Annotated in this window: 23 protein-coding genes; all 23 read left to right on the top strand. The window is 41.3% G+C overall.

Annotated features, from left to right (window positions below):
• Positions 1 to 37: 37 nt before the first annotated feature.
• The 23 genes from BW976_RS15440 (at position 38) to BW976_RS15335 (ending at position 24,048) form a co-directional block, all read left to right on the top strand.
• Positions 38 to 487 carry a GatB/YqeY domain-containing protein gene (locus tag BW976_RS15440; RefSeq protein WP_076374204.1) on the top strand — a complete coding sequence of 150 codons (450 nt, stop codon included), beginning with the start codon at positions 38 to 40 and terminating at the stop codon, positions 485 to 487.
• Between the two features lie 225 nt (positions 488 to 712).
• On the top strand, positions 713 to 1,474 hold the full coding sequence (locus BW976_RS15435; protein ID WP_076374203.1) for an alpha/beta fold hydrolase: 762 nt from the start codon (positions 713 to 715) through the stop codon (positions 1,472 to 1,474).
• 4 nt (positions 1,475 to 1,478) lie between these two features.
• Complete coding sequence (locus tag BW976_RS15430) at positions 1,479 to 2,141, top strand: CBS domain-containing protein (RefSeq protein ID WP_076374202.1); 663 nt, start codon at positions 1,479 to 1,481, stop codon at positions 2,139 to 2,141.
• Between the two features lie 116 nt (positions 2,142 to 2,257).
• Entirely contained in the window at positions 2,258 to 3,139 is an 882-nt protein-coding gene (locus BW976_RS15425; RefSeq protein ID WP_076374201.1) for an NAD kinase, read from the top strand.
• A 9-nt stretch (positions 3,140 to 3,148) separates the two neighbouring features.
• A complete protein-coding gene (gene porG / locus BW976_RS15420; RefSeq protein WP_076374200.1) occupies positions 3,149 to 3,928 on the top strand; it encodes a type IX secretion system protein PorG in 780 nt (259 codons plus the stop codon).
• Positions 3,929 to 4,060: 132 nt separating this feature from the next.
• Entirely contained in the window at positions 4,061 to 4,186 is a 126-nt protein-coding gene (locus tag BW976_RS29730) for an ExbD/TolR family protein (RefSeq protein WP_217696260.1), read from the top strand.
• Complete coding sequence (locus BW976_RS15415) at positions 4,183 to 4,581, top strand: biopolymer transporter ExbD (RefSeq protein WP_217696259.1); 399 nt, start codon at positions 4,183 to 4,185, stop codon at positions 4,579 to 4,581. The genes BW976_RS29730 and BW976_RS15415 overlap by 4 nt, the downstream gene beginning before the upstream one ends.
• A gap of 392 nt (positions 4,582 to 4,973) precedes the next feature.
• Positions 4,974 to 5,714, top strand: coding sequence for an isoprenyl transferase (locus BW976_RS15410; RefSeq protein ID WP_076374280.1), 741 nt, complete (start codon positions 4,974 to 4,976; stop codon positions 5,712 to 5,714).
• A gap of 63 nt (positions 5,715 to 5,777) precedes the next feature.
• Positions 5,778 to 8,330 carry an outer membrane protein assembly factor BamA gene (gene bamA / locus BW976_RS15405; protein WP_076374199.1) on the top strand — a complete coding sequence of 851 codons (2,553 nt, stop codon included), beginning with the start codon at positions 5,778 to 5,780 and terminating at the stop codon, positions 8,328 to 8,330.
• Positions 8,331 to 8,345: 15 nt separating this feature from the next.
• Complete coding sequence (locus BW976_RS15400; RefSeq protein ID WP_076374198.1) at positions 8,346 to 8,876, top strand: OmpH/Skp family outer membrane protein; 531 nt, start codon at positions 8,346 to 8,348, stop codon at positions 8,874 to 8,876.
• A gap of 47 nt (positions 8,877 to 8,923) precedes the next feature.
• Complete coding sequence (locus BW976_RS15395) at positions 8,924 to 9,436, top strand: OmpH/Skp family outer membrane protein (RefSeq protein ID WP_076374197.1); 513 nt, start codon at positions 8,924 to 8,926, stop codon at positions 9,434 to 9,436.
• Between the two features lie 181 nt (positions 9,437 to 9,617).
• The gene (gene murI / locus BW976_RS15390; RefSeq protein ID WP_076374196.1) at positions 9,618 to 10,457 is read left to right on the top strand and encodes a glutamate racemase; all 840 of its coding nucleotides are present in this window, start codon (positions 9,618 to 9,620) and stop codon (positions 10,455 to 10,457) included.
• 182 nt (positions 10,458 to 10,639) lie between these two features.
• Positions 10,640 to 11,710 (top strand): NADH-quinone oxidoreductase subunit NuoH, encoded by a 1,071-nt coding sequence (nuoH, locus tag BW976_RS15385; protein WP_076374195.1) that lies wholly within the window; start codon positions 10,640 to 10,642, stop codon positions 11,708 to 11,710.
• A 183-nt stretch (positions 11,711 to 11,893) separates the two neighbouring features.
• Positions 11,894 to 12,481, top strand: a complete 588-nt coding sequence (locus BW976_RS15380) for a NuoI/complex I 23 kDa subunit family protein (RefSeq protein ID WP_076374194.1) — start codon at positions 11,894 to 11,896, stop codon at positions 12,479 to 12,481.
• Positions 12,478 to 13,026 (top strand): NADH-quinone oxidoreductase subunit J family protein, encoded by a 549-nt coding sequence (locus BW976_RS15375; RefSeq protein ID WP_076374193.1) that lies wholly within the window; start codon positions 12,478 to 12,480, stop codon positions 13,024 to 13,026. Before BW976_RS15380 ends, BW976_RS15375 begins: the two co-directional genes overlap by 4 nt.
• Positions 13,023 to 13,328 (top strand): NADH-quinone oxidoreductase subunit NuoK, encoded by a 306-nt coding sequence (gene nuoK, locus BW976_RS15370; RefSeq protein WP_076374192.1) that lies wholly within the window; start codon positions 13,023 to 13,025, stop codon positions 13,326 to 13,328. The genes BW976_RS15375 and nuoK overlap by 4 nt, the downstream gene beginning before the upstream one ends.
• Positions 13,329 to 13,330: 2 nt before the next feature.
• A complete protein-coding gene (locus BW976_RS15365; protein ID WP_076374191.1) occupies positions 13,331 to 14,071 on the top strand; it encodes a hypothetical protein in 741 nt (246 codons plus the stop codon).
• A 1-nt stretch (position 14,072) separates the two neighbouring features.
• The gene (gene nuoL, locus BW976_RS15360) at positions 14,073 to 16,175 is read left to right on the top strand and encodes an NADH-quinone oxidoreductase subunit L (protein WP_221283363.1); all 2,103 of its coding nucleotides are present in this window, start codon (positions 14,073 to 14,075) and stop codon (positions 16,173 to 16,175) included.
• Positions 16,176 to 16,278: 103 nt separating this feature from the next.
• Positions 16,279 to 17,883: a complex I subunit 4 family protein gene (locus tag BW976_RS15355; RefSeq protein ID WP_076374190.1), complete on the top strand. Its 1,605-nt coding sequence runs from the start codon at positions 16,279 to 16,281 to the stop codon at positions 17,881 to 17,883.
• Between the two features lie 13 nt (positions 17,884 to 17,896).
• Positions 17,897 to 19,396, top strand: a complete 1,500-nt coding sequence (locus tag BW976_RS15350) for an NADH-quinone oxidoreductase subunit N (protein ID WP_076374189.1) — start codon at positions 17,897 to 17,899, stop codon at positions 19,394 to 19,396.
• Positions 19,397 to 19,500: 104 nt separating this feature from the next.
• Positions 19,501 to 20,808 (top strand): ammonium transporter, encoded by a 1,308-nt coding sequence (locus BW976_RS15345; RefSeq protein WP_076374188.1) that lies wholly within the window; start codon positions 19,501 to 19,503, stop codon positions 20,806 to 20,808.
• Positions 20,809 to 21,002: 194 nt separating this feature from the next.
• Positions 21,003 to 21,647, top strand: coding sequence for an alpha-ketoglutarate-dependent dioxygenase AlkB family protein (locus BW976_RS15340; RefSeq protein WP_076374187.1), 645 nt, complete (start codon positions 21,003 to 21,005; stop codon positions 21,645 to 21,647).
• Positions 21,648 to 22,140: 493 nt separating this feature from the next.
• Entirely contained in the window at positions 22,141 to 24,048 is a 1,908-nt protein-coding gene (locus BW976_RS15335) for an amidophosphoribosyltransferase (RefSeq protein ID WP_076374186.1), read from the top strand.
• Positions 24,049 to 24,135 lie beyond the last annotated feature (87 nt).

Here is a 24,135-nt window from a genome sequence, read left to right as displayed (position 1 = left end):
CTGCACATTTAAAATTCACAAATTTACTAATTATAAAATGTCATTAATAAATCAAATAGATCAGGATATCAAACTGGCCATGCTGGCCAAACAGGCCGATCGTTTAAGAGGCCTTCGTGCTATAAAATCAGCTTTGTTACTAGCTAAAACCGAAAAAGGCGCGGCAGAGGAACTTACTGCCGAGGCAGAAATCAAGGTACTTCAAAGGTTGATTAAACAGCGTAAAGAATCGGCAGATATTTATAAAACCCAAAACCGCGAAGATCTTTATGAAATAGAGATAGAAGAAATGAAGGTGATTGAGCCTTATTTACCTCAGCAAATGACCCGTTTTGAAATTGAAGGTTACCTGCAGGAGCTAATCAGTAGGTTAGGTGCAACATCAACCAGCGATATGGGTAAAGTGATGGGAGCCGCCAATAAAGAACTTGCCGGTAAAGCCGATGGTAAAACCATATCAGAAGTAGTAAGACAATTGTTGGGTTAGTCTTAAGTTCCGAATCTTACGTTTTAAGTTAATAACATGCTTTTAAGCCTAGAACTTCGAACTCAAAACTCAAGACTTAAAACTTGGGACTCAAGACTTAGAAATTTATTACTATAATTGTTGTAACTCATCCGTAATAAACTAATTTTATGGCGGAATAGTAGAATTTGTACTGAATTTGATTTCGGTATAGAAAATTTAAAAAAATTAATATCAGAATTTTATATGGATTTCGTGCTTAAAGAGGAACACGGGTTTAGTTATATAGATGAGGGCGAAGGTGAGGTGTTGTTGTTGTTACATGGTTTAATGGGGGCGCTGAGCAATTGGGAAGAAGTTGTTGAAGAGTTCAAGTCAAAATATCGTGTTATTATACCTATACTACCAATTTATGATATGCCTCTTTTAACCACTGGTGTAAAGAGTCTTTCAAAATTTGTTCATAAATTTATAAAGTTTAAAGAGCTAAGTAACATAACTGTACTTGGTAATTCATTGGGCGGACACGTGGCTTTGATTTATGTTTTAGCTCACCCCGAAAATATTAAAGCCATGGTATTAACCGGTAGTTCTGGTTTATACGAAAACGCATTTGGAGGCTCGTTTCCACGACGCGAAAGCATTGATTTTGTAAGGGAAAAGGTACAATATACTTTTTATGACCCTGTGGTGGCAACCGATGAACTGGTTAATGACGTATATAAGTTAATTAACGACAGGCACAGTGTAGTAAGGTTGTTGGCTATGGCAAAATCGGCCATTCGTCATAACATGAAAAAGGATCTGCATAAAATGGATCTACCGGTGTGTTTGATATGGGGTAAGGATGATAAAATAACACCGCCCGAGGTGGCTGCAGAGTTTAATGAGTTTTTACCTAATGCCGAATTACATTGGATAGATAAATGCGGACATGCGCCGATGATGGAGCGCCCGCGGGAGTTTAACAGGTTGTTAACTGGATTTTTGGAAAAACTAAAAGTTTAATATCATGGTAGCAATTGAACTGATGGCAGGCGCAATTCCGCCGGTACACACTTCTGATACGATACAGAAAGTACTTGACCGCATGGTAGAGTTCCGCCTCAGACATTTGCCCATTGTGAACGAAGAACAGTTTTTGGGCCTGGTAGCCGAAGATGACCTGATAGGGGAGAGCGATTATCAGACCGCTGTTGGAGCGTTGGCTTTATCGCAGGTAAACCCGTATGTGCTCGAAGATCAGCATATATATGATGTGATACGTATGTTTTATGAGCGCCAGCTCACCGCTATACCAGTGCTTGATGCCAAGAGGAACTATCTTGGACTCATATCTGTTAATGCCATCACAGAATATTTTGCCAAGATTACCGCAGTAGCTGAACCTGGTGGTATCATCGTATTGGAGATCAGTAATAAAAATAACTCCCTGGCCCACATGGCTCAGATTGTCGAGTCGGACAATGCCCAGATACTGAGTTCATACATACAAACTTTTCCAGATTCTACTAAAATGGAAGTGACCCTCAAAGTAAACAAACAGGACATTTCGGCCATATTAGCTACCTTTTTGCGTTATGAGTATGATGTAAAGGCTACCTTTAACAATACCGATAATAACGATAACGCAAAAGACAGGTACGATTCACTAATGAATTACCTTAATTTGTAATTAGTTCATAGATCATTGATCATGGTTCATAGTTGATAATAAAAAAGAATAATCGTCAACCAGTAACTACCATGAACTATGAACCATCAACCATGAACAAACCCAAACAATCATAAATGAAGATAGCAGTTTACGGCAGACCGTTTAATGATCCGTCTGTAATACCATATATTCAGCAGGTATTTGATAACCTGGCACAGCACAATGTCGAAATATACGTTCATTATCAGCTTAATGAATATCTGCAGGATAAAATAAGCAACGTAAAATATAACGTACTTGAAAATACAGATTCCATCAAAGGGTTTATTGATCTTTTTTTAACCCTTGGGGGCGATGGTACCCTGTTGGATATGGTAACAGTAATTCGCGATTCCGGGATACCGGTAATCGGTATCAATTTTGGCCGCCTGGGCTTTTTGGCCAGCGTCAATAAAAATGATATCACAGCGGCCATACATGCCGTAGTGAATAAGGAGTTTTCTCTTGACTGCCGTGAGTTGCTGACCATTGATTCAACGATGAAAATTTTTGGTGACGATAATTTCGCCCTGAACGATGTAACCATCCATAAGCGCGATGATGCCGCCATGATCATCACCCATGTGTTTTTGAACGATGAGTTTTTAAACTCCTATTGGGGCGATGGTATTATCATCTCTACATCAACGGGATCAACAGCTTATTCATTAAGTTGCGGCGGCCCTATTATTTTCCCGCAGTCAAACAGTATTGTACTAACGCCGGTATCGCCCCATAACCTTAATGTACGGCCCATCATTATACCAGATAGCAGTAAGCTATGCTTTGAAGTGGAGAGCCGTAGTGCAAATTACCTGGTATCGTGCGATTCGCGAGTGGCGGCATTAGATCAAACTGTTAAATTTCACGTTCAGAAAGCTGACTTTCAGTTAAATTTGGTACGTTTAAATAATGAAAGTTATTTAACCACGCTAAGAAACAAACTATTATGGGGCTTAGATGCCCGTAATTACTAAATTTGCTTAATGCCCAAATTTGTAGTACTTCTATTTTTTTTATTTGTATCCTATCAGTTGCAGGCCCAAACCTGGGAGGTTGGTGGCGCGCTAGGCGGCGCAGGCTATATAGGTGATCTTAACCCTAACAATCCCGTTAAAATAAGCGGAATTTCCGGCGGCGTATATGTAGCACGCAATTTTGATGGCTATTTTTCGGCAAAACTGAATTTTATATACGGTAAGATCAGCGCTGATGACAGTAAATCAAGCAATCAGCAATTCAGAGATCGTAATTTGAGCTTTAATGATCCTTTGAAAGAGTTAAGCCTTATCGGTGAGTTTAATTTCATGAACTACATCCCCGATGCAGGGCCACACAAATACACCCCTTATATATATACAGGTATTGGCCTAACCGCCTATGCCCCTCGTGCCGATTATATGGGAAAATCATATGGTTTAAGACAATTAAGAACCGAGGGTGAACCTACCTATGGTAAAACTACTATTGTAATTCCGTATGGTATCGGTTTAAAATATAATTTTAATACTAAATGGACAGTTGCCGGGGACTTGGGGTATCGGTATACGATGACCGATTATCTGGATGACGTAAGTGGTAGATATGCTGATCCCGCTCAATTGCCAAATGATTATTCAAGAGCCTTAGCCGATCGTTCGGGTGAGGTTGGGAAACCAAAAAACGCGATAGGCTCCCAGCGTGGCGACTTTAAACCCCGTGATACTTATTTCTTTTTAGGCTTTACTATTTCCTATACCTTCGTTACGCAGCGTTGTTACTATTAATATCTATGGGTTATTGTATATAAAACAAAATATTATTTTGTTTTATATACAATAACAAAATTAAATTTTACGTTTGATATATAAATGCCAGTAATAGTTGGCGTTTATTGTTTAACCTTAAACTTTAATATCATGGCTGAGTTAAATCCTTCAACATCAAAAGCAGGCGGGGCACACAGACGCAAAAGAATGAACCTTCGGGTCGACCTCACCGCTATGGTTGATTTGGCATTTCTGCTAATCACCTTTTTATCATGACCACTACCCTGGCAAAACCCAAAGCAATGGATTTGACTATGCCGGTAGGTGAACACCAGGATGCAATCCCATCAAGCCGCAGCCTTACGCTTTGCCTGGGTAAAAATAACCAGCTGATGTACTACCTGGGAGAGCTGAAAAATCCGGTCATTGCACCGGCTGTTACTGGCTTTAATAAAGACGGTATCCGTAAAGTATTGCTCGAAACCGGTAAATCGATACATAACAAAACCGGTAAAAGCATGATCGTGCTGGTAAAGCCGTCCGATCATTCGGTATACAATAACCTGGTTAATATTTTAGATGAACTTACTATTACCGATGTATCAACCTACGCTATTGTGGATATTGACCCTCATGATACCGATATGCTCAAACAAAAAAATATTTATTAACGGTATCCTTTTTCAGGCTTAAAATAAGCAGATTAACAGGCCGGGCATCATAATCATTAGATGATTTTTGATGTCCGGCCTGTTAATTTTCGTTTCAAATAAGTGTAATAAATCTTTACTTAACCGGTTATTTGTGTGCTTTTTGTATCATTTTAGTGCATTATTGATAATAACATTTTCTTTTCCTGCGGCATACTAAAAAAATACAAAGTAAGTTTTACCTTTGTACCCTGAAAAAACCGGCAAATTGAATTTTTACAATTGTGTGGCCGGGTGCTATTTTGGAGGACTTATGTTGAACAAATATTTTATTTAGGCATAGCATTGATAAAATTAAAACACAAGCGTGTCTTTTGCAGACATTCACAGAGTAGCTTTTGATAATGAACAGTATGGGATATTTTGATCAGATTGATTTGTTAAGGCTACCAAAGCATGTTGCCATTATTATGGATGGCAATGGTCGTTGGGCAAAAGAAAAAGGCAAATTAAGGGTATTTGGCCATCATAGCGGAGTAACATCTGTTAGGGATGTTGTTGAAGGCGCTGATAAACTAGGTATAAAATACATAACACTCTACACCTTTTCATCCGAAAACTGGAACCGGCCCAAACTGGAGGTTATGGCCATTATGGAATTAATGGTTAGTACCATTCATAAAGAAATAGCCGGTTTTATGAAAAACAATATTAAATTAAATGCCATAGGCGATCTGGATATGTTACCCGATAAATGTAACCGGGAACTGAAGGCCGCTATGGAAAAAACATCGGCCAATACCGGGGTGGTGCTTACACTGGCATTAAGCTACAGCTCGCGCCGCGAAATTGTACGTGCTGCTAAAAATATAGCCATCAAAGTACAAAAAGGCGAATTGGAGATAACAGATATCAACGAAGATGTTTTTGAAAATAACCTCTTCACTGGTGATATGCCCAATCCTGAATTATTGATCAGAACAAGCGGTGAATTCCGTATAAGTAATTATTTATTATGGCAAATTGCCTATGCTGAGTTGTATTTTACACCTAAGTTTTGGCCCGACTTTAGAAAGGAAGATTTGTACGAAGCTATACTTGATTATCAAAAGCGGGAACGCCGTTTTGGTATGACAAGTGAGCAAGTTAACTAAATTTTTACTTTTAACACTTTTTAACAACTGTATAAATTAATTTTAGCCCACTAAAATATTCGAATGTATAAATTTCTTTTTGCTATTCTTTTCTCTGTTTTTGTTACCTCCGCGTTTGCCCAGGTTTCCAATACTCCGAGAGCACCATTGACAAAATCGATACCGGCCGATAGTTTAAGTTATCTTAATCCCCGGGATTACATTATTGGTGGTATTTCTGTTAGTGGGGCAAAGTATCTGGATAAAGATATTTTGATACAGCTTTCAAAATTAACCAAAGGCGATCGTATCAACCTGCCAGGCGAGCGGAATGCCGAGGTGATAAAAACCTTATACTCCCAGGGCTTATTTGATGATGTGCAGTTAAACATTACCAAAATTAACATGGATACCATTTACCTGGAGATAGCTGTTTCTGAACGGCCGCGTTTATCGCGTCTGCACATTACAGGTATACGTAAAGGTGAAATTGAAGACGTACAGAAAAAGCTGAACGACCGTACCGGGAAAATCGTCAACGAAAATTTAATAAATACTACAACAGCCATCATCAAAAAACATTTTGGCGAGAAGGGCTTTTTGAACACAACCGTAAAACTTACCCAGCGTAAAGATCCGGGAGATGCCAATAGTGTGATATTGGATGTGGCTATTGACAAAAAAACCAAAGTGAAGATAAATCAGGTTATTTTTGAAGGTAATAAAGCGTTTTCATCCAATAAGCTGAAAGGCTTTTTGAAAAAAACCCGAGAAAAGAAATGGTACAACTTGTTTGGTTCTAAAAAATTCAAGCAGGATAAATACGAGGAGGACAAGCAAAGTTTGGTAGAATCCATGCAGAGTAAAGGTTACCGCGATGCAGAGATCGTAAGTGATTCTGTTTGGAGCCATGATGCTACTACCGTTAACGTAAAAATTAAAGTTTACGAAGGCCCTAAATATTACTTTGGTAATGTGAAATGGTCTGGTAATGCTAAATATTCTACCGAATTACTGAACAGGATCCTGCACGTTAAAAAAGGTGATGTATTTAGTGAAGATGAACTGAACAAAAGGTTGGTAGGCCCAACCCCAAGTAATGATGATGTTTCGTCGTTATATCTTAACGATGGTTATTTAACTTACACCGCCGACCCAGTACAGGTAAAAGTTTACAATGATACGGTTGATTTGGACATCCGCGTTTACGAAGGTCCGCAATACACCATTAACCGCGTAAGCTTAAAAGGTAATGATGTAACCAACGATAAAGTGGTTATGCGTGAAATTCAAACCAAACCAGGTCAAAAATTCAACAAAGAATTATTGATCCGCAGCTCACGCGAAATTGGTCAACTGGGTAACTTTGATGAGCAAAAAACAGAACCAAAACCGGTTAATATCAATCCGCAGGATGGTACAGTTGATTTGGTTTACAACGTAGTTGAAAAGCCTTCAGATCAGATCGAGCTATCGGGTGGTTTCGGTGGTGGCCAGTTGGTGGGTACCCTGGGTTTAACTTTCAATAACTTCTCGTTAAGAAATATCTTTAACCTCAAAGCATACAAACCGCTGCCAAAAGGCGATGGTCAGAAACTGAGCTTACGTGGCCAATCAAGCGGACGTACCTATCAGAACTTCTCGTTCACTTTCTCTGAGCCATGGTTAGGTGGTAAAAAGCCTATTTACTTTGCCTTATCAGCATATACACAGGGTAGCTCAACCGGGCAATATTATCCTAAATCGAGCCCGTTATACAATAACCTGCGTATTAATGGTATTGGTGTAACCTTGGGTAAACGTTTAAAATGGCCTGATAACTACTTCCAGTTAAACTACTCGTTAAACGTCGATCACTACAATCTGGATAACTATACCGGTTATTTATTTACCAACGGTACTTCATACAACATTAAGTTAACCCAGGAATTAAGCCGTAACTCTATTGATGCGCCTATTTTCCCAACACAGGGTTCAAACATTAAATTTACCGTACAGGCAACGCCTCCATACTCTTTATTCAATAATATCAATTACAAAATAGCAACTCCAGAGGAGCGCTATCACTTTGTAGAGTATTATAAATTTAAGTATGATGCACAATGGTTCTCTAAACTGGTTGGTAAATTCGTACTGATGTCGCAGGTGAGGTTTGGCTTCCTGGGCATGTATAATAAAGATGTAGGTCCATCTCCGTTTGAGCGTTTCAAATTGGGTGGTGATGGTATGCAGAGTTACCAGTTTTTACAAGGTAGCGAGATTATTGGTTTAAGAGGTTATCAAAACTTCTCGATTGTACCAGAAGGTTCAACCGAAAATCAAAATACAAACACGGGTAGTACCATCTACAACAAATACACATTGGAGCTGCGTCACCCGGTAATTGCCAGCCAATCAGCAACTATATTCTTACTGGCATTTGCCGAGGGTGGTAACGTTTGGAATAACTTTAGTCAGTTCAATCCGTTTAATGTTAGGCGTTCGGTAGGTGTTGGAGCAAGAATATTTTTACCTATATTTGGCTTGCTTGGATTAGATTATGGCTACGGATTTGATAAAATACCAGGTCAGCCTGACGCAAACAGGGGGCAATTCCATTTTACAATTTCTCAGAGTTTATCCGGCGGATTTAATTAATTTGCACAGCGATATATGAAGAAGATAATTTTAATAGCGTTTTTAACGTTAACAGCATTTACGGGAGCTTACGCACAACGTTTTGCTTACGTTGATTCGGAGTATATATTAAAACATATGCCCGAATATGCCTCATCACAAAAACAGCTGGCAGCATTATCTGATCAATGGCAAAAAGAAGTAGACAGCCGTTTTCAGGAAATTGACCGCTTGTATAAAGCATATCAGGCCGATCAGGTTTTAATGACGGCTGATATGAAAAAACGCCGCGAGGCCGAAATCGTTGATAAAGAAAAAGCTGCAAAGGATTTTCAACGACAAAAATTCGGACCCGATGGTGAACTTTCACAAAAGAGTAATGCTTTGATTAAACCAATCCAGGATCGTGTGTCTAAAGCTGTGCAGGCCATTGCCGAAGGCGATAACCTGGATATGGTATTTGATAAAAACAGTGAAGTAATTATGTTGTATGCCAATCCGCGTTATAACCGGAGCAACGATGTGATTACCAAATTAGGGCTTAAACCCGGAGTATTTGCTAAATAAATTTTTGAATAAATAAACAGACTATTATTAAACACAGGACAAGAAAAATGAAAAAACTATTTAAAGTTGCTTTAGTTGCAGTAGGTATGATATTTGCGGGCAACTTTGCCAATGCGCAGACTAAGATCGGGCACATTAACTTCAATCAATTAATTGACATGATGCCTGAAACTAAAACTGTGACCACTCAGATGCAGGCTTATCAAAAAACATTTATTGATCAGCTTACCAGCATGAATACTGAGTACACTACAAAAGGTCAGGAGTTTCAAAAAAATCAGGCTACAATGACCGATGCAGTACGTACTGTAAAAGGCAACGAGCTACAGGATTTGCAAAAACGTATGCAGGATTACCAAAATAACGCACAACAACAAGTTGATGCTAAAAGACAAGAATTAGGTAAACCGCTAATTGATAAAGCTACTGCTGCAGTTAATACTGTTGCTAAAGAAAAAGGATACGCTTACGTATTGGATTCTTCACAGGTAAGTTTATTAGTGTCTCCGGATGCTGATGACCTGATGGCTGCTGTAAAATTGAAATTAGGATTAAAATAAACATCAATTATTAGTCATTTAAAAAAAGCGTCGCGTATTTACGTGACGCTTTTTTTATTTTTGTATATAAAGCCTGTAGGTGCATTTAAAACGTGTACTGAAATGAAAAATCACTAATTCAATAAATCACTACGAAGTACTCATGAGTACCGTTTAAAATAAATTACAAACGAATAATTGGATGCATCAACCCATTGGTATTTTCGATTCGGGCTTTGGCGGCCTTACTGTTTTCAAATCAATTATAGAACAGCTTCCGGAGTATGACTATATATACATGGGCGATAATGCCCGGGCGCCTTATGGTAACCGCTCATTCAACACCATTCATCAGTATACCTGGGAGTGCGTTCAATGGATGTTTGAGCAAGGCTGCCCACTTATCATTGTAGCCTGTAATACAGCTTCGGCCAAGGCCCTGCGCACTATACAGCAGCAGGACCTTAAAACCGTTGATCCCTCAAAAAGAATACTCGGGGTAATACGCCCAACAGCCGAAGTTATAGGCGATTATACCATAAGCAAAGAGATTGGCGTACTGGGCACCAAAGGAACCGTACAATCGGGCTCTTATCTTTTGGAGATCCAGCACTTTTTTCCGGATATCAAAGTTCATCAGCAGGCCTGCCCGCTTTGGGTTCCATTGATTGAGAACGGCGAGTATGATCAGCCCGGTGCCGATTACTTTGTGAAATTATACCTGGATCAGATCATGACACAATCGCCACAAATTGATACTATTTTACTGGCCTGCACGCATTATCCGCTTATACAGCAAAAAATAGAAGCTAATTTACCCGCGCATGTTAAAGTGGTAGCCCAGGGTGATATTGTGGCCAAAAGCCTGGTTGATTATCTGCAGCGGCATCCCGAAATGAAAACCCAATTAAGCAGGAACCAAACTAAAGCATTTTTTACTACTACCGATGATACTGCCGATTTTGATCATCACGCCTCCGTGTTTTTCTCGGCTCCTGTAAAATCAACTTTTATATCAGCTAATGATCTGGTGAAGTGCTGATAAGGGAGCCCCTCCCAACCCTCCCCGGAAGGGAGGGCTTAAAAGTATTTAAAGAAGTCTCCCCTTCCGGGGGAGATTTAGAGGGGGCTCACTACTCCACAATCCCCACCAACTTAATATAACTTACCACCCTAAAATAGTATAACATTTAGTAAGTTTGCGGTTTAAGCAAAACAGGCCTCTTGAATACTTATCTGATATATTTTATTGTTGCTATAGGGCTGTTTAGTTTTTCGGCCTTTTTTGCGTTGTTTGGTGTTTATGCCGAGCGCAAAATTTCGGCATTTATACAAGACAGGCTTGGCCCTACAGAAACCGGTAAGTTTGGCTCGCTCCAAACCCTGGCCGATATATTAAAGATGATCCAGAAAGAACTCATCATTCCGGCAGCTGCTGATAAATGGCTGTTCATGCTGGCGCCGGCGGTAATTTTTATCGCGGTTTACATGGGCTTTGCCGCCCTGCCCTGGGCTCCGGGTCTTATCCCTTCCAAAATAAACCTGGGTATCTACTACATATTTGCCATTATCTCGGTAGAAACACTGGGTATCCTAATGGCGGGTTGGGGGTCAAACAATAAATATTCTATATTGGGCGCTATGCGTTCTGCTGCGCAGATCATCTCGTATGAGATACCTGCGGGCTTTGCCATTATATCGGTAGTGATGATAGCACAAACGCTCAATCTGCAGGACGTGGCCATGCAGCAGGGTATCCTGGCTACCGAAAAAATAAAATTCGCAGGTTTTTGGGATGTATCAGGCATAGGCGGCTTGTTCAGCTGGAATATATTCCGTGCCCCACACCTAATCATCGCATTTGTGATCTATTTTATAGCTTCATTGGCCGAAAGTAACCGCGCTCCTTTTGATATCCCCGAAGCAGAATCAGAACTGGTTGCTGGTTTCCACACCGAGTTTACGGGTATCAGGTTTGCCCTGGTGTTTTTAGCCGAATATTCGATGATGTTCCTGGTATCGATGATAGGCGTGATTCTGTTTTTAGGAGCCTGGAATACACCTTTACCCAATATAGGCCCAGTACATTTAGCCACATGGACAACAGGTATGGCCTGGGGTATTTTATGGGTAAGTTTGAAAACCCTGGCGCTGGTTGCCGTGCAAATGTGGATCAGGTGGACATTGCCCCGTTTCCGGGTTGACCAGCTGATGGACCTTTGCTGGAAAGTACTTACTCCGCTGGCCTTTGCCTGCATGCTGATATCGGGCGTTTGGCGATTATGGCTCATGTAACTTGGGAGTAAGGATTTTTGGAGCAAAGAACAAGGACAGAACATAGAATTTAAGAGATAAGATAAAAAGGAATAATAAAGAAAAAGGAATCAGAGTAATCCCTGAATTCAATAAATCAAGATTCAGACAAAATCAAGGTAAAAAAATCAGCGAAATCAACGTAATCATACAAATCAACGGTAGATGTTTAAAAGGTTAATTAACGGTTTTACTACGGCATGGAAAGGTTTAAGCCTTACCGTGAAGCATCTTTTTGCCTCCAATGCGGCCAGGAAGATCACGACCGTAAGCGACGATAATTACTTTAAACAATTGGAGGGCACCAACACTATTCAATATCCCAAACAACAGCTGCCCGTACCCGAGGTGGGGCGTTATCAGCTGGATGTGGAAATGGATGATTGTATTGTATGCGATCTGTGCGCCAAGGTATGCCCCGTTAACTGTATCGATATTGAATCAATCAAAGCGACGGAAGCCATTGGGCAAACCTCTGATGGTACTACCAAACGCCTTTATGCCGCTAAGTTTGATATTGATATGGCCAAATGTATGTATTGCGGCCTGTGTACCATTGTATGCCCAACCGAGTGCATTGTGATGACCAATCAGTATGATAAAACCGTGTTTCAGCTGAGCGATCTTACGTATCAATTCTCAGACATGTCGCCAGAGGTTGCTGCCGAGAAGCGGGCTTTGTTTGATCAGCAACAAGCAGAGAAGCAGGCCGCTAAACTGGCGGCCATGCAAAAAAAGGAGGGTGGAGCATGACCCTCTTACGCGTGCTTTTTTACTTCCTGAGTTTTATAGCTATTGTTTCGGCATTGTACGCGGCTTCCAGCAAAAATCTGGTGCGCAGCATCTTTGTGTTTTTTGTTACCCTGTTTTCACTGGCTGGTTTATATGTGCTGGCCCTGGCCGATTTTGTGGCCGTAACCCAGGTAGTGATCTACGTTGGGGGGATACTGGTGCTGATCCTGTTTGCCTTTATGCTTTCGGGCAAAGAAACCCTGAACGTACTGCAAAAGCAGGAAGGGAAGTTTCTGAGCATGAAAAAATTGCCAGCTATACTTTTGGCAGTGCTGTTTTTTGTCGTGCTGATCAATGTGGTCTTTAAAGCTAATGCTGATAATCTGCCTTGGGTAAGAGATGCCATCAGTCTTAAAAACGAAATCACTCCGAAAGATATCATGATCGATAACATCGGTGTAAATTTAATGACCCGTTACCTGTTGCCCTTTGAAGCTATATCCATCTTATTGTTAGTAGCTTTGGTTGGAGCAGCTCATTTATCACGTAAGGAGGGCAAAGCATGATCACACTTACCGATTTTCTGATAGTAAGCGCGGCCCTGTTTTGTATAGGTTTGTATATGACTGTTTCCAAGCGGAACGCTATACAAATATTGATAGGTATTGAACTGATCCTGAACGCGGCTATTTTAAACCTGGTAGCCTTTGGCAAATATGATAAAGTAAATAACAGCGGACAAATATTTGCCCTGTTTGCTATTGTGCTGGCCGCTGCTACAACAGCAGTAGCATTGGCTATTATTTTGAACGTGTACCGGAGATATAAGACTATTGATCCAAATGACATTACTAAACTGAGGGATTGAGCATGAAAGGATTGATGATTATATTTTTTTTATTGACCTGCACCAGTGCTTTCGCGCAAAAACGAGATACGTTTTTTTATGTGGATGGCCCCAAAAAGAAAATGATTATGTGCAGCTCGGTTATTGACAGCAACAGATCATATGTTACTGTTAATGGCAGGGCTTACACCGGACTATTAGATAGTTTAAACACAGATAACATTATCCAGTTTAAAGTGCTAAAGGCAACTGAGGCGGTTGCCATATTGGGGAAAAAAGGAAAGAATGGTGCTATCCAGATCACGATGAAGGTGTCCCATATTACCGGCAAATCTGTAGCCGGGGCTTCCCCGGGCGAAAATGATATTACGGATTATATCTTAGATGGCAGGCGATCTAATAAAATGGAAATATCCCACCTGGGACATCGTATTTTAAGTTCAAAATCTGAAAAAAAATCAGCCGCCGATCCATCAAAGAACAAAGTTATTTTAATAGCCGTTACCCGGAATTATGCTATTAAGCAATATCAAACAAAACTAAGCAGGCTTTCAACCGGATATAAAACATACCTGAATAAACACCATCATGACGATAAAGGTTTAACTTTTATCATTAACGGAGAAAAGTACGCTGTATCAACAGACGACAGGATAAAAAAAATATATGAATTGATTTCAGATGATAAGATTCAGGATCTTAATTTGAAATACGTTATGGGATTTGGCCGCACACCTTCATTTGTTAAAATAGATACCAAATAAATTGGACACCTTTTTACACGCCATACAAAGTTTAAACTATACGGTTGCAGCCGTAGTATTGCCGCTGCTTGCTGCTTTGGTAAACTTTTGTCTGCCGGTAAAAAGTAAAGCCGCTGGCTGGATATCAACCATAGCCATTTTGTTAAGCTGTGTATTATCCGCCAGGGTATTTGCTACGATATGGAATAATCCGCAGGTACATGCACAGCGCATTTGGTTTACCATTGGTCAGACACAGGTTTATGCCGGTATCCTGCTCAATAATCTTTCGGTACTGATGCTGTTGCTGGTGTCGGTTATCGCCTTGCCGGTACATATCTATTCTACCGCGTACATGAAGCATGATGAGCGGTACAGCCGTTATTTTACTTACCTCAGTTTCTTTTGTTTCAGCATGCTGGCTTTGGTGGTAGTAGACAGTTTGATACTGTTCTATGCCTTTTGGGAACTGGTTGGTTTTTCATCGTACCTGCTTATTGGTTTCTGGTTTACGAAGGATAAAGCCGTAAAAGCCAATAAAAAAGCATTCATCATGAATCGGGTTGGGGATATCGGTTTGCTGAGTGCCATCATTATCCTTTTTGCACAGTTTCATACTTTTGATATCGATACCATATTTGGTCAAAACGGACTTGCGCATCTGATGGGCATACAGGATGGAAAATGGACTTTGATACCAAATCACTTGCCTGATTCAGTCGGCTCTGTTTGGGGGCGCGGAACTATAACCGCATTGCCAGCCCTCTGGCAATACGTAGCTTGCGCTGGTATATTTTTGGCCGTAGCCGCCAAATCGGCCCAGTTCCCATTACATACCTGGTTACCCGATGCTATGGAAGGTCCAACCTCGGTATCTGCCCTCATTCATGCCGCTACGATGGTAGCCGCAGGTGTGTTTTTGTTGGGCCGGGTTTACCCCATGTTCATCGAAACAGAGCTCACCATACTGGCCTGTATCGGTTGCTTTACCGCGTTTATGGCAGCAACCATCGCGCTTACCCAGAACGACCTGAAACGTATTCTCGCTTACTCCACCATATCGCAATTAGGCTTTATGATATTGGCCATGGGCGTGGGGGCCTATGCATCTTCATTGTTCCACCTGGCTACACACGCCTTTTTTAAATGTTTGCTGTTTTTGGTGGCAGGTATTGTGATACACCAGATGCAGCACATTAAGGATGATAACAACCTCGATATCGATCCTCAGGATATCTCGCACATGGGTGGCCTGCGTAAAAAACTGCCGCTTACTTTTATAACCGCGGTTATAGCCGCGCTGGCCCTGATAGGTTTACCGCTTACCTCGGGTTATCTGTCTAAAGACGGTATCCTGATCCAGGCATTTGAATGGAGCGATGGCCGGAATGCCTGGTTTAAGATCATCCCGGTGATGGCCCTAATTACCAGCTGGCTTACCGCATTCTATGTAGCCCGGCTCATATTTAAAGTTTTCTTTGGCGAGTTCAGGTTATTAAAAGACAATCCGGATATTAAGCCGCACCTGGGCGATGGCGGCTGGCCGTATACCTTGCCTTTGATACTGCTTGCTGTTTGCTGTTTATTTCCGCTATTTTCATTTAACCCATTGGCTTACGAGCACGCCTGGTTGTTTGAAGGTTTAAAAACATCAGCTCGTCATGCGGGGGAGGGTGTATACCACAGCCTGATACCTATTAGTGTTAATGTGATCAGCTTGCTGCTGTTATTTGCTGCTTACCGAATATATACCCGGGAAAGCAGATTACCGTTTCCGCAAAAGGGCTTTTTTTACCGCTTATCCTACAATCAATGGTATATCGATAACTTATATAAACGGGCTATCGTAAACCCGGTATTGCGTTTGGGAAGCGTTTGCTTCTGGATAGATCGTAATATTATCGACGGCTTCCTGCATCTGCTAACACGTATCAGTGGCTCCATAGCGAAATTAGCTGCCTGGACAGACGAATATATCGTCGACGGATTTTTGCATTTGTTGGCCGCTATAGTGCAAAGTATTGGCAATTTTGCACGTAAGTTTCAAAGTGGTAAAGTACAATATTACCTGTTTAGCATGCTGGTGATTGTACTGTTGTTGTTTATTTTAAAAATACTGATATGAAGAAAGAATCAAGAGATAAGAATCAAGAGCCGGCTGGTTCAAAAATTGCAATATGATTTCTTGATTCCTGGCTCTTGATTCTTGACTCTGATATTTAATTCGCATGAATATATTAACCTTACTATTACTGGTACCTGTACTGTTCGGCTTCATCATTATGCTGCTGCCATCGTCATTGCGTGGCAGTTTTAAGTACCTCACCTTAACGGCTACCCTTATACAATTGGGTATCAGCATATGGATGTACTTACATTTTAAAACGGGGGCGGCCTATGGTGGTATCAATCATGAAGATCAGTTTCAGTTTGTGCAAAAGCTCCCCTGGATATCCCTCAACCTGGGCCGCATGGGAAAAATGCAGATTGATTATTTTGTTGGTATCGATGGTATGTCTATCAGTCTGCTGGTAATGACATCCTTGGTATTGGTTATCGCTACGCTGTCGTCCTGGGAGATCAAGAGTAATCTAAAAGGTTTCTTCCTGCTGTTTTTACTGTTGGATATGGCGGTTATCGGCGTGTTCTGTGCACTGGATTTCTTCCTGTTCTATCTGTTTTATGAGTTGATGCTGTTGCCGCTATACTTCCTCATCGGTATGTGGGGCGGTGCGCGCAGGGAATATGCGGCTATTAAGTTTTTCCTATATACTTTGTTCGGTTCGGTATTTATGCTGCTGGTGATGGTGGGCTTGTATTTATCAGTTACCGACCCGGCAACAGGCAACCATACTTTTAATATCATACAAATGATGAACCCTGCTAATTACAGCGGGCAATCTATATTCTCAATAGCCGGTCATCAAACCATATTGGGCATGCCGGCACGAACGCTTGGTTTTGTGGTCTTATTTATTGCTTTTGCTATTAAAGTACCCGTAGTGCCCTTACATACCTGGCTGCCCGACGCGCACGTAGAAGCGCCAACCCCGGTATCTATCATACTTGCAGGTATCCTGCTTAAAATAGGTGGTTATGGTATCATTCGCATTTGTTTGGGGATTTTCCCAGAGATAGCCACTTCCGGCGCATTCTGGTTGGGACTGTTGGGGGTGATCTCCATCTTATACGGCGCGTTTAACGCTTTAGCTCAAAAAGATCTGAAACGTATGATCGCTTACTCCTCCATATCACATATGGGTTTTGTACTCTTAGGAATCGCCTCACAAACCGCCGAAGGTATCAGCGGAGCGGTAATGCAAATGGTGAGCCACGGTTTTTTATCAACCATGCTGTTCTTTTTGGTGGGGGTACTATACAACCGCGTACACGACCGCGGTATTAATCATTTCCGTGGATTGGGTACATTGATGCCGCAATACACCGCTTTTGTAATGATCGCGTTTTTCGCGTCGTTGGGTTTGCCGGGCTTTTCGGCATTTGTGGCCGAAGCATTTTCTTTAACAGGGGCCTTTAAGTCGCCAACAGTAAATGGTTTGTTACCTTATTGGATGGCCATTTGCGGTTCGGTAGGCATATTGCTGAGCGCCGCCTATTTCTTATGGACATTACAGCGCATGTTTTTTGGCGCCGAATCATTAAAAGGGGGCAACGTTTGGAAAATAGCCCTGACCGACCTGAACCTGCGCGAGAAATTGACGCTGGCTCCACTGGCCCTCATAGCCCTGGCTTTGGGTATTATGCCCTCACTGGTTTTTGATAAGATCAATGATTCGGTGCTGGCGCTGGTTCAGTTTTTACAGCTTAAATAGTTCAATAAAATAAATGCACGATCTGCTACCCCATATATCCGCATCTTTATCGTCTGTTTTTGGCAGCATAGCCTATTTTATGCCCGAGGTTTACCTGGCATTGCTGTTCATCGTAGTGATGATAACCGACCTGATATTTGGGAAGCGATCCTTAAAACTGTGCCGTATAGTAGCCTGCGCAGGTTTGCTGCTGGTGATGTATCTTGACCTGAAACAATTTGCCCTGGTGGTTGATGGCGGGCATTTGATATTCAGTAATATGCTGCTGCTTATTCGCAGTGGCATATTCTTTAAATTGATCATCGATCTGCTGTCGTTTATCCTCTTGTTATATTTTAGCTGGGATAATAAATTGAATGGTCACCAAAAAGGCTTGTCTGATTTGTATTCTATTGCCATCGCATCCATGTTCGGTTTGCATTTAATGGTGATGGCGATAAACCTGTTATCCATTTACCTGGCTATTGAAATGGTTTCCATCGCATCATATTTGATGGTGGCTTATCGTACAGAAAATGCTTTCAGTACCGAGGCCGGTTTAAAATATGTGCTGTTCGGGGCCGCGTCATCAGCTATGATGCTGTATGGTATTTCTTTATTGTATGGCTTTAGCGGTTCATTGGATATTATATTCCATCATACTATTGAGCAGCTATCTGGAGTTAATCCTATCAGTACCTCCTTTGCCATGATCCTGGTTTTAATAGGCATCGGCTTTAAGTTATCCTTTGTACCTATCCATTTTTGGGTGCCCGATGTATACCAAGGGGCAAGCACACCGGTAACAGCGTACCTGTCAACCGTACCCAAAATAGCCGCTTTTGCGTTGCTCATCAATTTTCTTTCGCCATTTATGTTTACGGGGCTTTGGACCGGGTTTAATATGAGCATAGCACTTTCCGTAATCGGTATAGTTACTATGGTTGCTGGTAACTTTGCGGCGGTGCTGCAAACCAATATCAAAAGGATGCTGGCGTACTCCAGCATTGGCCATACCGGCTTCGCGCTGATGGCAGTTGCTGTTCTGTCCTTACAAAGCGTATCGGTACTAACATATTACCTGCTGGTATACGCGCTGGCCAATATTGGCGCCCTGGCGCTGGCCACTTATTTTGCTAACGAAACCGGTGCCGAGGATGTGGAGGACTATCGAGGATTTGGTCTTAAATATCCCATAGCCTCCGTTTGCTTTGTGATCATCCTCATATCGCTAACCGGTTTACCAATAACGGCCGGTTTTACCGGGAAGTTGTTTGTGTTTTCGACCGTGTACGGTGTTTATCAGCAAACCCATAGCATTTGGTTAATGTTATTGATGGTTACAGGCGCGCTTACTACGGTTGTTTCGTTATTCTACTATATCAAGATTCCTTTGAATTTATTTCTGAAAAGAAAGGAAATGGCCGAAATAAGCAATAAAAAATCTATGAATTTGCTCATATTATCAATATTCATAAGTTTTATACTGATTTTGCTAGGTATTTTTCCTCATTTGGTGCTTAAACTCCTTTAATTTTTCAATTTTCGTAATTTTTTAACAATAACTTAATATTCTTCGTTTTTTTATAATTAAAATCATACTTTCAGGCCGTTTTACAAAGCAATTCTAATATTTCCATGAAACGGTATTTTCCTTTCTTAGTAATTCTTGTCATTTTAGTATTAACTTTTCTTTTTCCTTCTGTAGAATTTAAAAATTCAGGCAATCCTCATTTTAATACCGGCGATATTGCCTGGATGTTGATGTCCACAGCCCTGGTTTTGATCATGACACCTGGCCTTGCTTTCTTTTACGGAGGGATGGTTAATAAAAAGAATGTGATATCAACCATGCTGCAAAGCATTGTTTGTATGGTAATTATTACGGTGATGTGGGGTATATTTGGTTTTAGTTTGGCCTTTGGCGATAGCTTTTATGGTATCATCGGTAATCCTTCTACCTATTTTATGATGAAGGGCATGCTGGGTAACGCCACCTGGAAAGCCGCGCCAACCATACCGTTGTTATTATTTGCTATGTACCAGTTGAAATTCGCCATCATTACGCCCGCGTTGATCACCGGTGCTTTTGCCGAGCGGATCCGTTTTAATTCGTACATCATTTTCCTTTGTCTGTTCTCGATATTTATATTTTCGCCGCTGGCGCATTGCACCTGGCACCCCGATGGCATACTGGCCAAGTTTGGTGTGTTGGATTTTGCCGGTGGTACCGTAGTGCACATGTCGGCCGGATGGGCTGCTTTGGCTTCGGCTATCTATTTAAAACGCCGTAACGAGGCTAACCATTCACCTGCGCGTATCACTTATGTAATGATCGGTACGGGACTTTTATGGTTTGGCTGGTTTGGATTTAATGCGGGCTCGGCATTTGGTGCCAACGCCTTAGCGGTTACCGCTTTAGCAACCAGTACCACCGCATCGGCAGCGGGTGGTATTACCTGGATATTTTTTGATATGCTGCGCGGGCGCAAACCTTCAGCTATGGGTACCTGCATTGGTGCCGTAGTGGGCCTGGTAGCCATTACACCAGCCGCCGGGTTTGTTACCGTGCCGCATTCACTGGCCATAGGCATCATATCCGCCGTGGTAAGTAATTTGGTGGTAGAGTGGCGCACGCGTACTTCTATTGATGATACGCTGGATGTATTCCCTTGTCATGGCGTTGGCGGTATGGTAGGTATGCTGCTTACCGGCGTTTTTGCAAACCAGCATGTAAACGCGGGCAATACAACAGGCAACGGCTTGTTTTTTGGCGAAACACATTTATTTATGGTGCAGTTAGTGGCGCTTGTTTGTGTTTCCATATTTTCGTTCTTTGGCTCATTGCTGTTGCTGAAAATTACGGATATGATATCGCCGTTGAGGGTTTCGGCCGAAGAGGAGGTTGTTGGGTTGGATATTAGCCAGCATGGCGAAAAACTATAATTATTGAATTTCAAACCAAATAAATAAACCTGAAGGTCCGGCTGTAAAGCCGGATTTTTTTTTGAGGAACAAGGACTTTTGGATAAAGTATTTTAAGAGCAAGGAATAAAGATCAAGCTGTTCGAACTCGATGACTTTAGGCAGCACATTAAACCACAGGTCTTAAATTTTGTCAAAGTAATAAGTTAAACCAGATGATAGAAATGGATGTTATCGCCGATAATCAATTGAATATATTTAGCCCTGCCCGTCATAGTCTTTTGCCGTTTGATGGAGAGGTGTTTTTATATCCCAATTTTTATCAGGAGGATGGTGTTTATGATGTGTTTGATGAGTTGAAACATTCCATTTTGTGGAAGCAGGATAAGATGAAGATCTATGGGAAACAGGTCAATTTTCCGCGACTTACTTCCTGGTATGCCGATGGCGACAAAACTTACACTTACTCTGGCGTGGTGAATATCCCTCTTCCATTTACACCCTTATTGCGCAAGATTAAAGAGGCAGCCGAACAGCAATGCAATAAGCAGTTTAATTCGGCCCTCCTCAATTTTTACCGTAACGGCGGGGATAGCATGGGCTGGCATAGCGATAATGAAAAAGAACTGAGTGGTAACCCGGTTATCGCATCTGCATCATTTGGGGCCACGCGCACTTTTCAGTTTAAACATAAGCAACAAAAAAATGCCAAAGTATCCATGGCCCTGAGCAATGGCAGCCTATTAATTATGCAAGGCGAAACGCAACATCACTGGCTGCACCAGGTCCCCAAAACAACCGACGACACCGGTCCGCGTATTAATATTACTTTCCGGGATATTAAATATGGGGGGGACTAATTTGGGTGATTGGATTTAAGCCTTAATTTTCGTATCTTTATGTAAATATCAGCCCGGTTTTTTCTGAAAAGGAGAAAACCGGGCTGTTTTGTTAAGGGAAAAAGATCATGAAAATCGACTTTTTGTATTTAGTTTATTGATAATAAGTGTTTTATTCCTTTTTAAACTTTTCAAAACGTATCAAAAATTTGTTAAAAAGTGTTAAAATCGATGGTTTTGAGTGAGTTTTTAGCGGTTTTTGACTTGTTTTTGCACTGTTTTTGTAACAAAAAGTGTTAAAATAAGAGGTTTAAAAAGTTTTGGGACTGTGTTAAAAGGATCGCTTTTACAAAAATGAAGTGACCATACTTCTGTTCTGGGCGTAAAAAGCGTTTAGATAAATTGTAACAAAAAATTAACGTTTTGGTAACTTATCCACAAACTACGGTTTAATGACAATTGATATGGGGATAGTTCATTATAAAATGATACCTTTGCAGCCTCATTCCAAATCATGAGCGATCAGATTAAACATGAATGCGGTGTGGCATTTATCCGCCTCTTAAAGCCACTGTCTTATTATCAGAAAAAGTACGGAACAGCTCTGTACGGCCTGAACAAGCTTTACCTTTTAATGGAGAAACAACATAACCGCGGCCAGGATGGCGCGGGGGTTGCCACTATTAAACTGGACATTGAGCCTGGCAAGCGGTACATCAGCAGGCACCGGTCAATGGCATCAAATGCTGTTGCTGATATTTTTGAATACATCCAGAAGAAATTTGCTGATATTCAAAAAGAAAGCCCTGAAAAACTGGCTGATACCGAATGGTTAAAGGAAAATGTAAGCTTTACCGGTGAGGTTTTACTGGGGCACTTGCGTTATGGTACCCATGGTAAAAACAGCATCGAAAGCTGTCACCCGTTTTTAAGGCAAAACAACTGGATGACCCGTAACCTGGTTCTTGCCGGTAACTTTAACATGACTAATGTTGATGAGTTATTACAGCAGTTGTATGACCTGGGCCAACATCCTAAAGAAAAAGCCGATACCATAACCGTTTTGGAGAAAATAGGTCACTTCCTGGATACAGAGAATCAGGGTCTGTTTGATCAGTACAAACGTGAGGGCTTGGACGATAACACGGAGATCAGTAAGCTGATAGCCAATGATATGGACGTAGCCAAGATACTCCGTAAATCGGCTAAAAATTGGGATGGTGGTTATACCATTGCCGGTATTATTGGTCATGGCGATGCCTTTGTAATGCGTGACCCGGTGGGTATCCGTCCGGCTTATTACTATTATAATGATGAGATAGTTGTTGCCGCTTCAGAGCGCCCGGCTATCCAGACAGCCTTCAATATACCTGTTGAAGAAATTAAAGAGATTCGCCCAGGTCATGCGCTTATTGTTAAAAAGAACGGTAAAATAACCGAGGACATGTTTAGCGAACCATTGGAAAAGAAAGCCTGCTCCTTTGAGCGTATCTATTTTTCACGTGGCAGCGACTCATCGATCTACCGCGAACGTAAACAATTGGGCAGGTTACTTTGTCCTCAGATACTGGACGCGGTTGATAACGATATCAAGAATACCGTATTCTCCTATATCCCCAACACCGCCGAAGTTGCCTTTTATGGTATGGTAGAGGGGATACATAAATACGTAAAGAAATACCAGCGCGACAGGCTGCTGAATCGCGATGATAAGATAAGTGAAGAGGAGTTAACAGAAGTATTGCAGATGGCACCTAGGGTAGAAAAGATTGCCATTAAGGATGTAAAACTGCGTACTTTTATTACCCAGGATGCCGACCGCAGTGAAATGGTTGCTCACGTATATGATACTACTTACGGATTGATCAAAAAGAATACCGATACACTGGTAGTTTTGGACGATTCGATTGTACGTGGTACCACGCTAAAACAAAGTATCCTGAAAATATTAGATAGGTTAGGTCCTAAGAAAGTGGTAGTAGTTTCATCTGCTCCGCAGATCAGATATCCGGATTGTTATGGTATAGATATGTCGCGCATGGGGGAGTTTGTAGCTTTTGAAGCAGCGATTAGCCTGTTGAAAGAAATGGATCGTGAAGACATTATTCTGGATGTTTACCAGAAATGTAAGGATAGCGCCCAATTACCAAAAGAAGAGGTGAAAAATTACGTAAAAGAGATCTATTCTTTATTTACCGATCAGCAGATCTCAGATCGTATAGCGCAGATCATCACACCAAAAGAAATCAAATGTAAAGTTGAAGTTTTATACCAAACCTTAGATAACCTGCACATTGCCTGCCCTGATCATACCGGCGACTGGTATTTCAGCGGCGATTATCCAACCCCAGGGGGTAACAAAGTAGTTAACCGTGCTTTTGTGAACTGGATGGAGGGTAAAAACCAAAGGGCTTATATGTAAACTTTTATCCTCTGAAGGAGGAATATGATATTCAAGGCGTTGATTTAAATCAACGCCTTTTTTGTTAATCATACAATCTTAATTGTC

The organism is Mucilaginibacter lappiensis, from assembly GCF_900155965.1.
Classification (GTDB): domain Bacteria; phylum Bacteroidota; class Bacteroidia; order Sphingobacteriales; family Sphingobacteriaceae; genus Mucilaginibacter; species Mucilaginibacter lappiensis.
The sequence above is the reverse complement of the archived record's forward strand: the minus strand, read 5'-3'. Positions and strand labels throughout refer to the sequence as shown.

Excerpts from the sequence above, each read along its gene's own strand:
- nuoK (WP_076374192.1), top strand. The coding sequence starts at position 13,023 with ATGATCACACTTACCGATTTTCTGATAGTAAGCGCGGCCCTGTTTTGT.
- BW976_RS15355 (WP_076374190.1), top strand. The coding sequence starts at position 16,279 with ATGAATATATTAACCTTACTATTACTGGTACCTGTACTGTTCGGCTTC.
- BW976_RS15375 (WP_076374193.1), top strand. The coding sequence starts at position 12,478 with ATGACCCTCTTACGCGTGCTTTTTTACTTCCTGAGTTTTATAGCTATT.
- BW976_RS15415 (WP_217696259.1), top strand. The coding sequence starts at position 4,183 with ATGACCACTACCCTGGCAAAACCCAAAGCAATGGATTTGACTATGCCG.
- BW976_RS15340 (WP_076374187.1), top strand. The coding sequence starts at position 21,003 with ATGATAGAAATGGATGTTATCGCCGATAATCAATTGAATATATTTAGC.
- BW976_RS15380 (WP_076374194.1), top strand. The coding sequence starts at position 11,894 with ATGTTTAAAAGGTTAATTAACGGTTTTACTACGGCATGGAAAGGTTTA.
- BW976_RS15395 (WP_076374197.1), top strand. The coding sequence starts at position 8,924 with ATGAAAAAACTATTTAAAGTTGCTTTAGTTGCAGTAGGTATGATATTT.
- BW976_RS29730 (WP_217696260.1), top strand. The coding sequence starts at position 4,061 with ATGGCTGAGTTAAATCCTTCAACATCAAAAGCAGGCGGGGCACACAGA.
- BW976_RS15410 (WP_076374280.1), top strand. The coding sequence starts at position 4,974 with ATGGGATATTTTGATCAGATTGATTTGTTAAGGCTACCAAAGCATGTT.
- porG (WP_076374200.1), top strand. The coding sequence starts at position 3,149 with ATGCCCAAATTTGTAGTACTTCTATTTTTTTTATTTGTATCCTATCAG.
- bamA (WP_076374199.1), top strand. The coding sequence starts at position 5,778 with ATGTATAAATTTCTTTTTGCTATTCTTTTCTCTGTTTTTGTTACCTCC.
- BW976_RS15435 (WP_076374203.1), top strand. The coding sequence starts at position 713 with ATGGATTTCGTGCTTAAAGAGGAACACGGGTTTAGTTATATAGATGAG.
- BW976_RS15425 (WP_076374201.1), top strand. The coding sequence starts at position 2,258 with ATGAAGATAGCAGTTTACGGCAGACCGTTTAATGATCCGTCTGTAATA.
- BW976_RS15400 (WP_076374198.1), top strand. The coding sequence starts at position 8,346 with ATGAAGAAGATAATTTTAATAGCGTTTTTAACGTTAACAGCATTTACG.
- BW976_RS15335 (WP_076374186.1), top strand. The coding sequence starts at position 22,141 with ATGAGCGATCAGATTAAACATGAATGCGGTGTGGCATTTATCCGCCTC.
- BW976_RS15345 (WP_076374188.1), top strand. The coding sequence starts at position 19,501 with ATGAAACGGTATTTTCCTTTCTTAGTAATTCTTGTCATTTTAGTATTA.
- BW976_RS15350 (WP_076374189.1), top strand. The coding sequence starts at position 17,897 with ATGCACGATCTGCTACCCCATATATCCGCATCTTTATCGTCTGTTTTT.
- BW976_RS15365 (WP_076374191.1), top strand. The coding sequence starts at position 13,331 with ATGAAAGGATTGATGATTATATTTTTTTTATTGACCTGCACCAGTGCT.
- BW976_RS15440 (WP_076374204.1), top strand. The coding sequence starts at position 38 with ATGTCATTAATAAATCAAATAGATCAGGATATCAAACTGGCCATGCTG.
- murI (WP_076374196.1), top strand. The coding sequence starts at position 9,618 with ATGCATCAACCCATTGGTATTTTCGATTCGGGCTTTGGCGGCCTTACT.
- BW976_RS15430 (WP_076374202.1), top strand. The coding sequence starts at position 1,479 with ATGGTAGCAATTGAACTGATGGCAGGCGCAATTCCGCCGGTACACACT.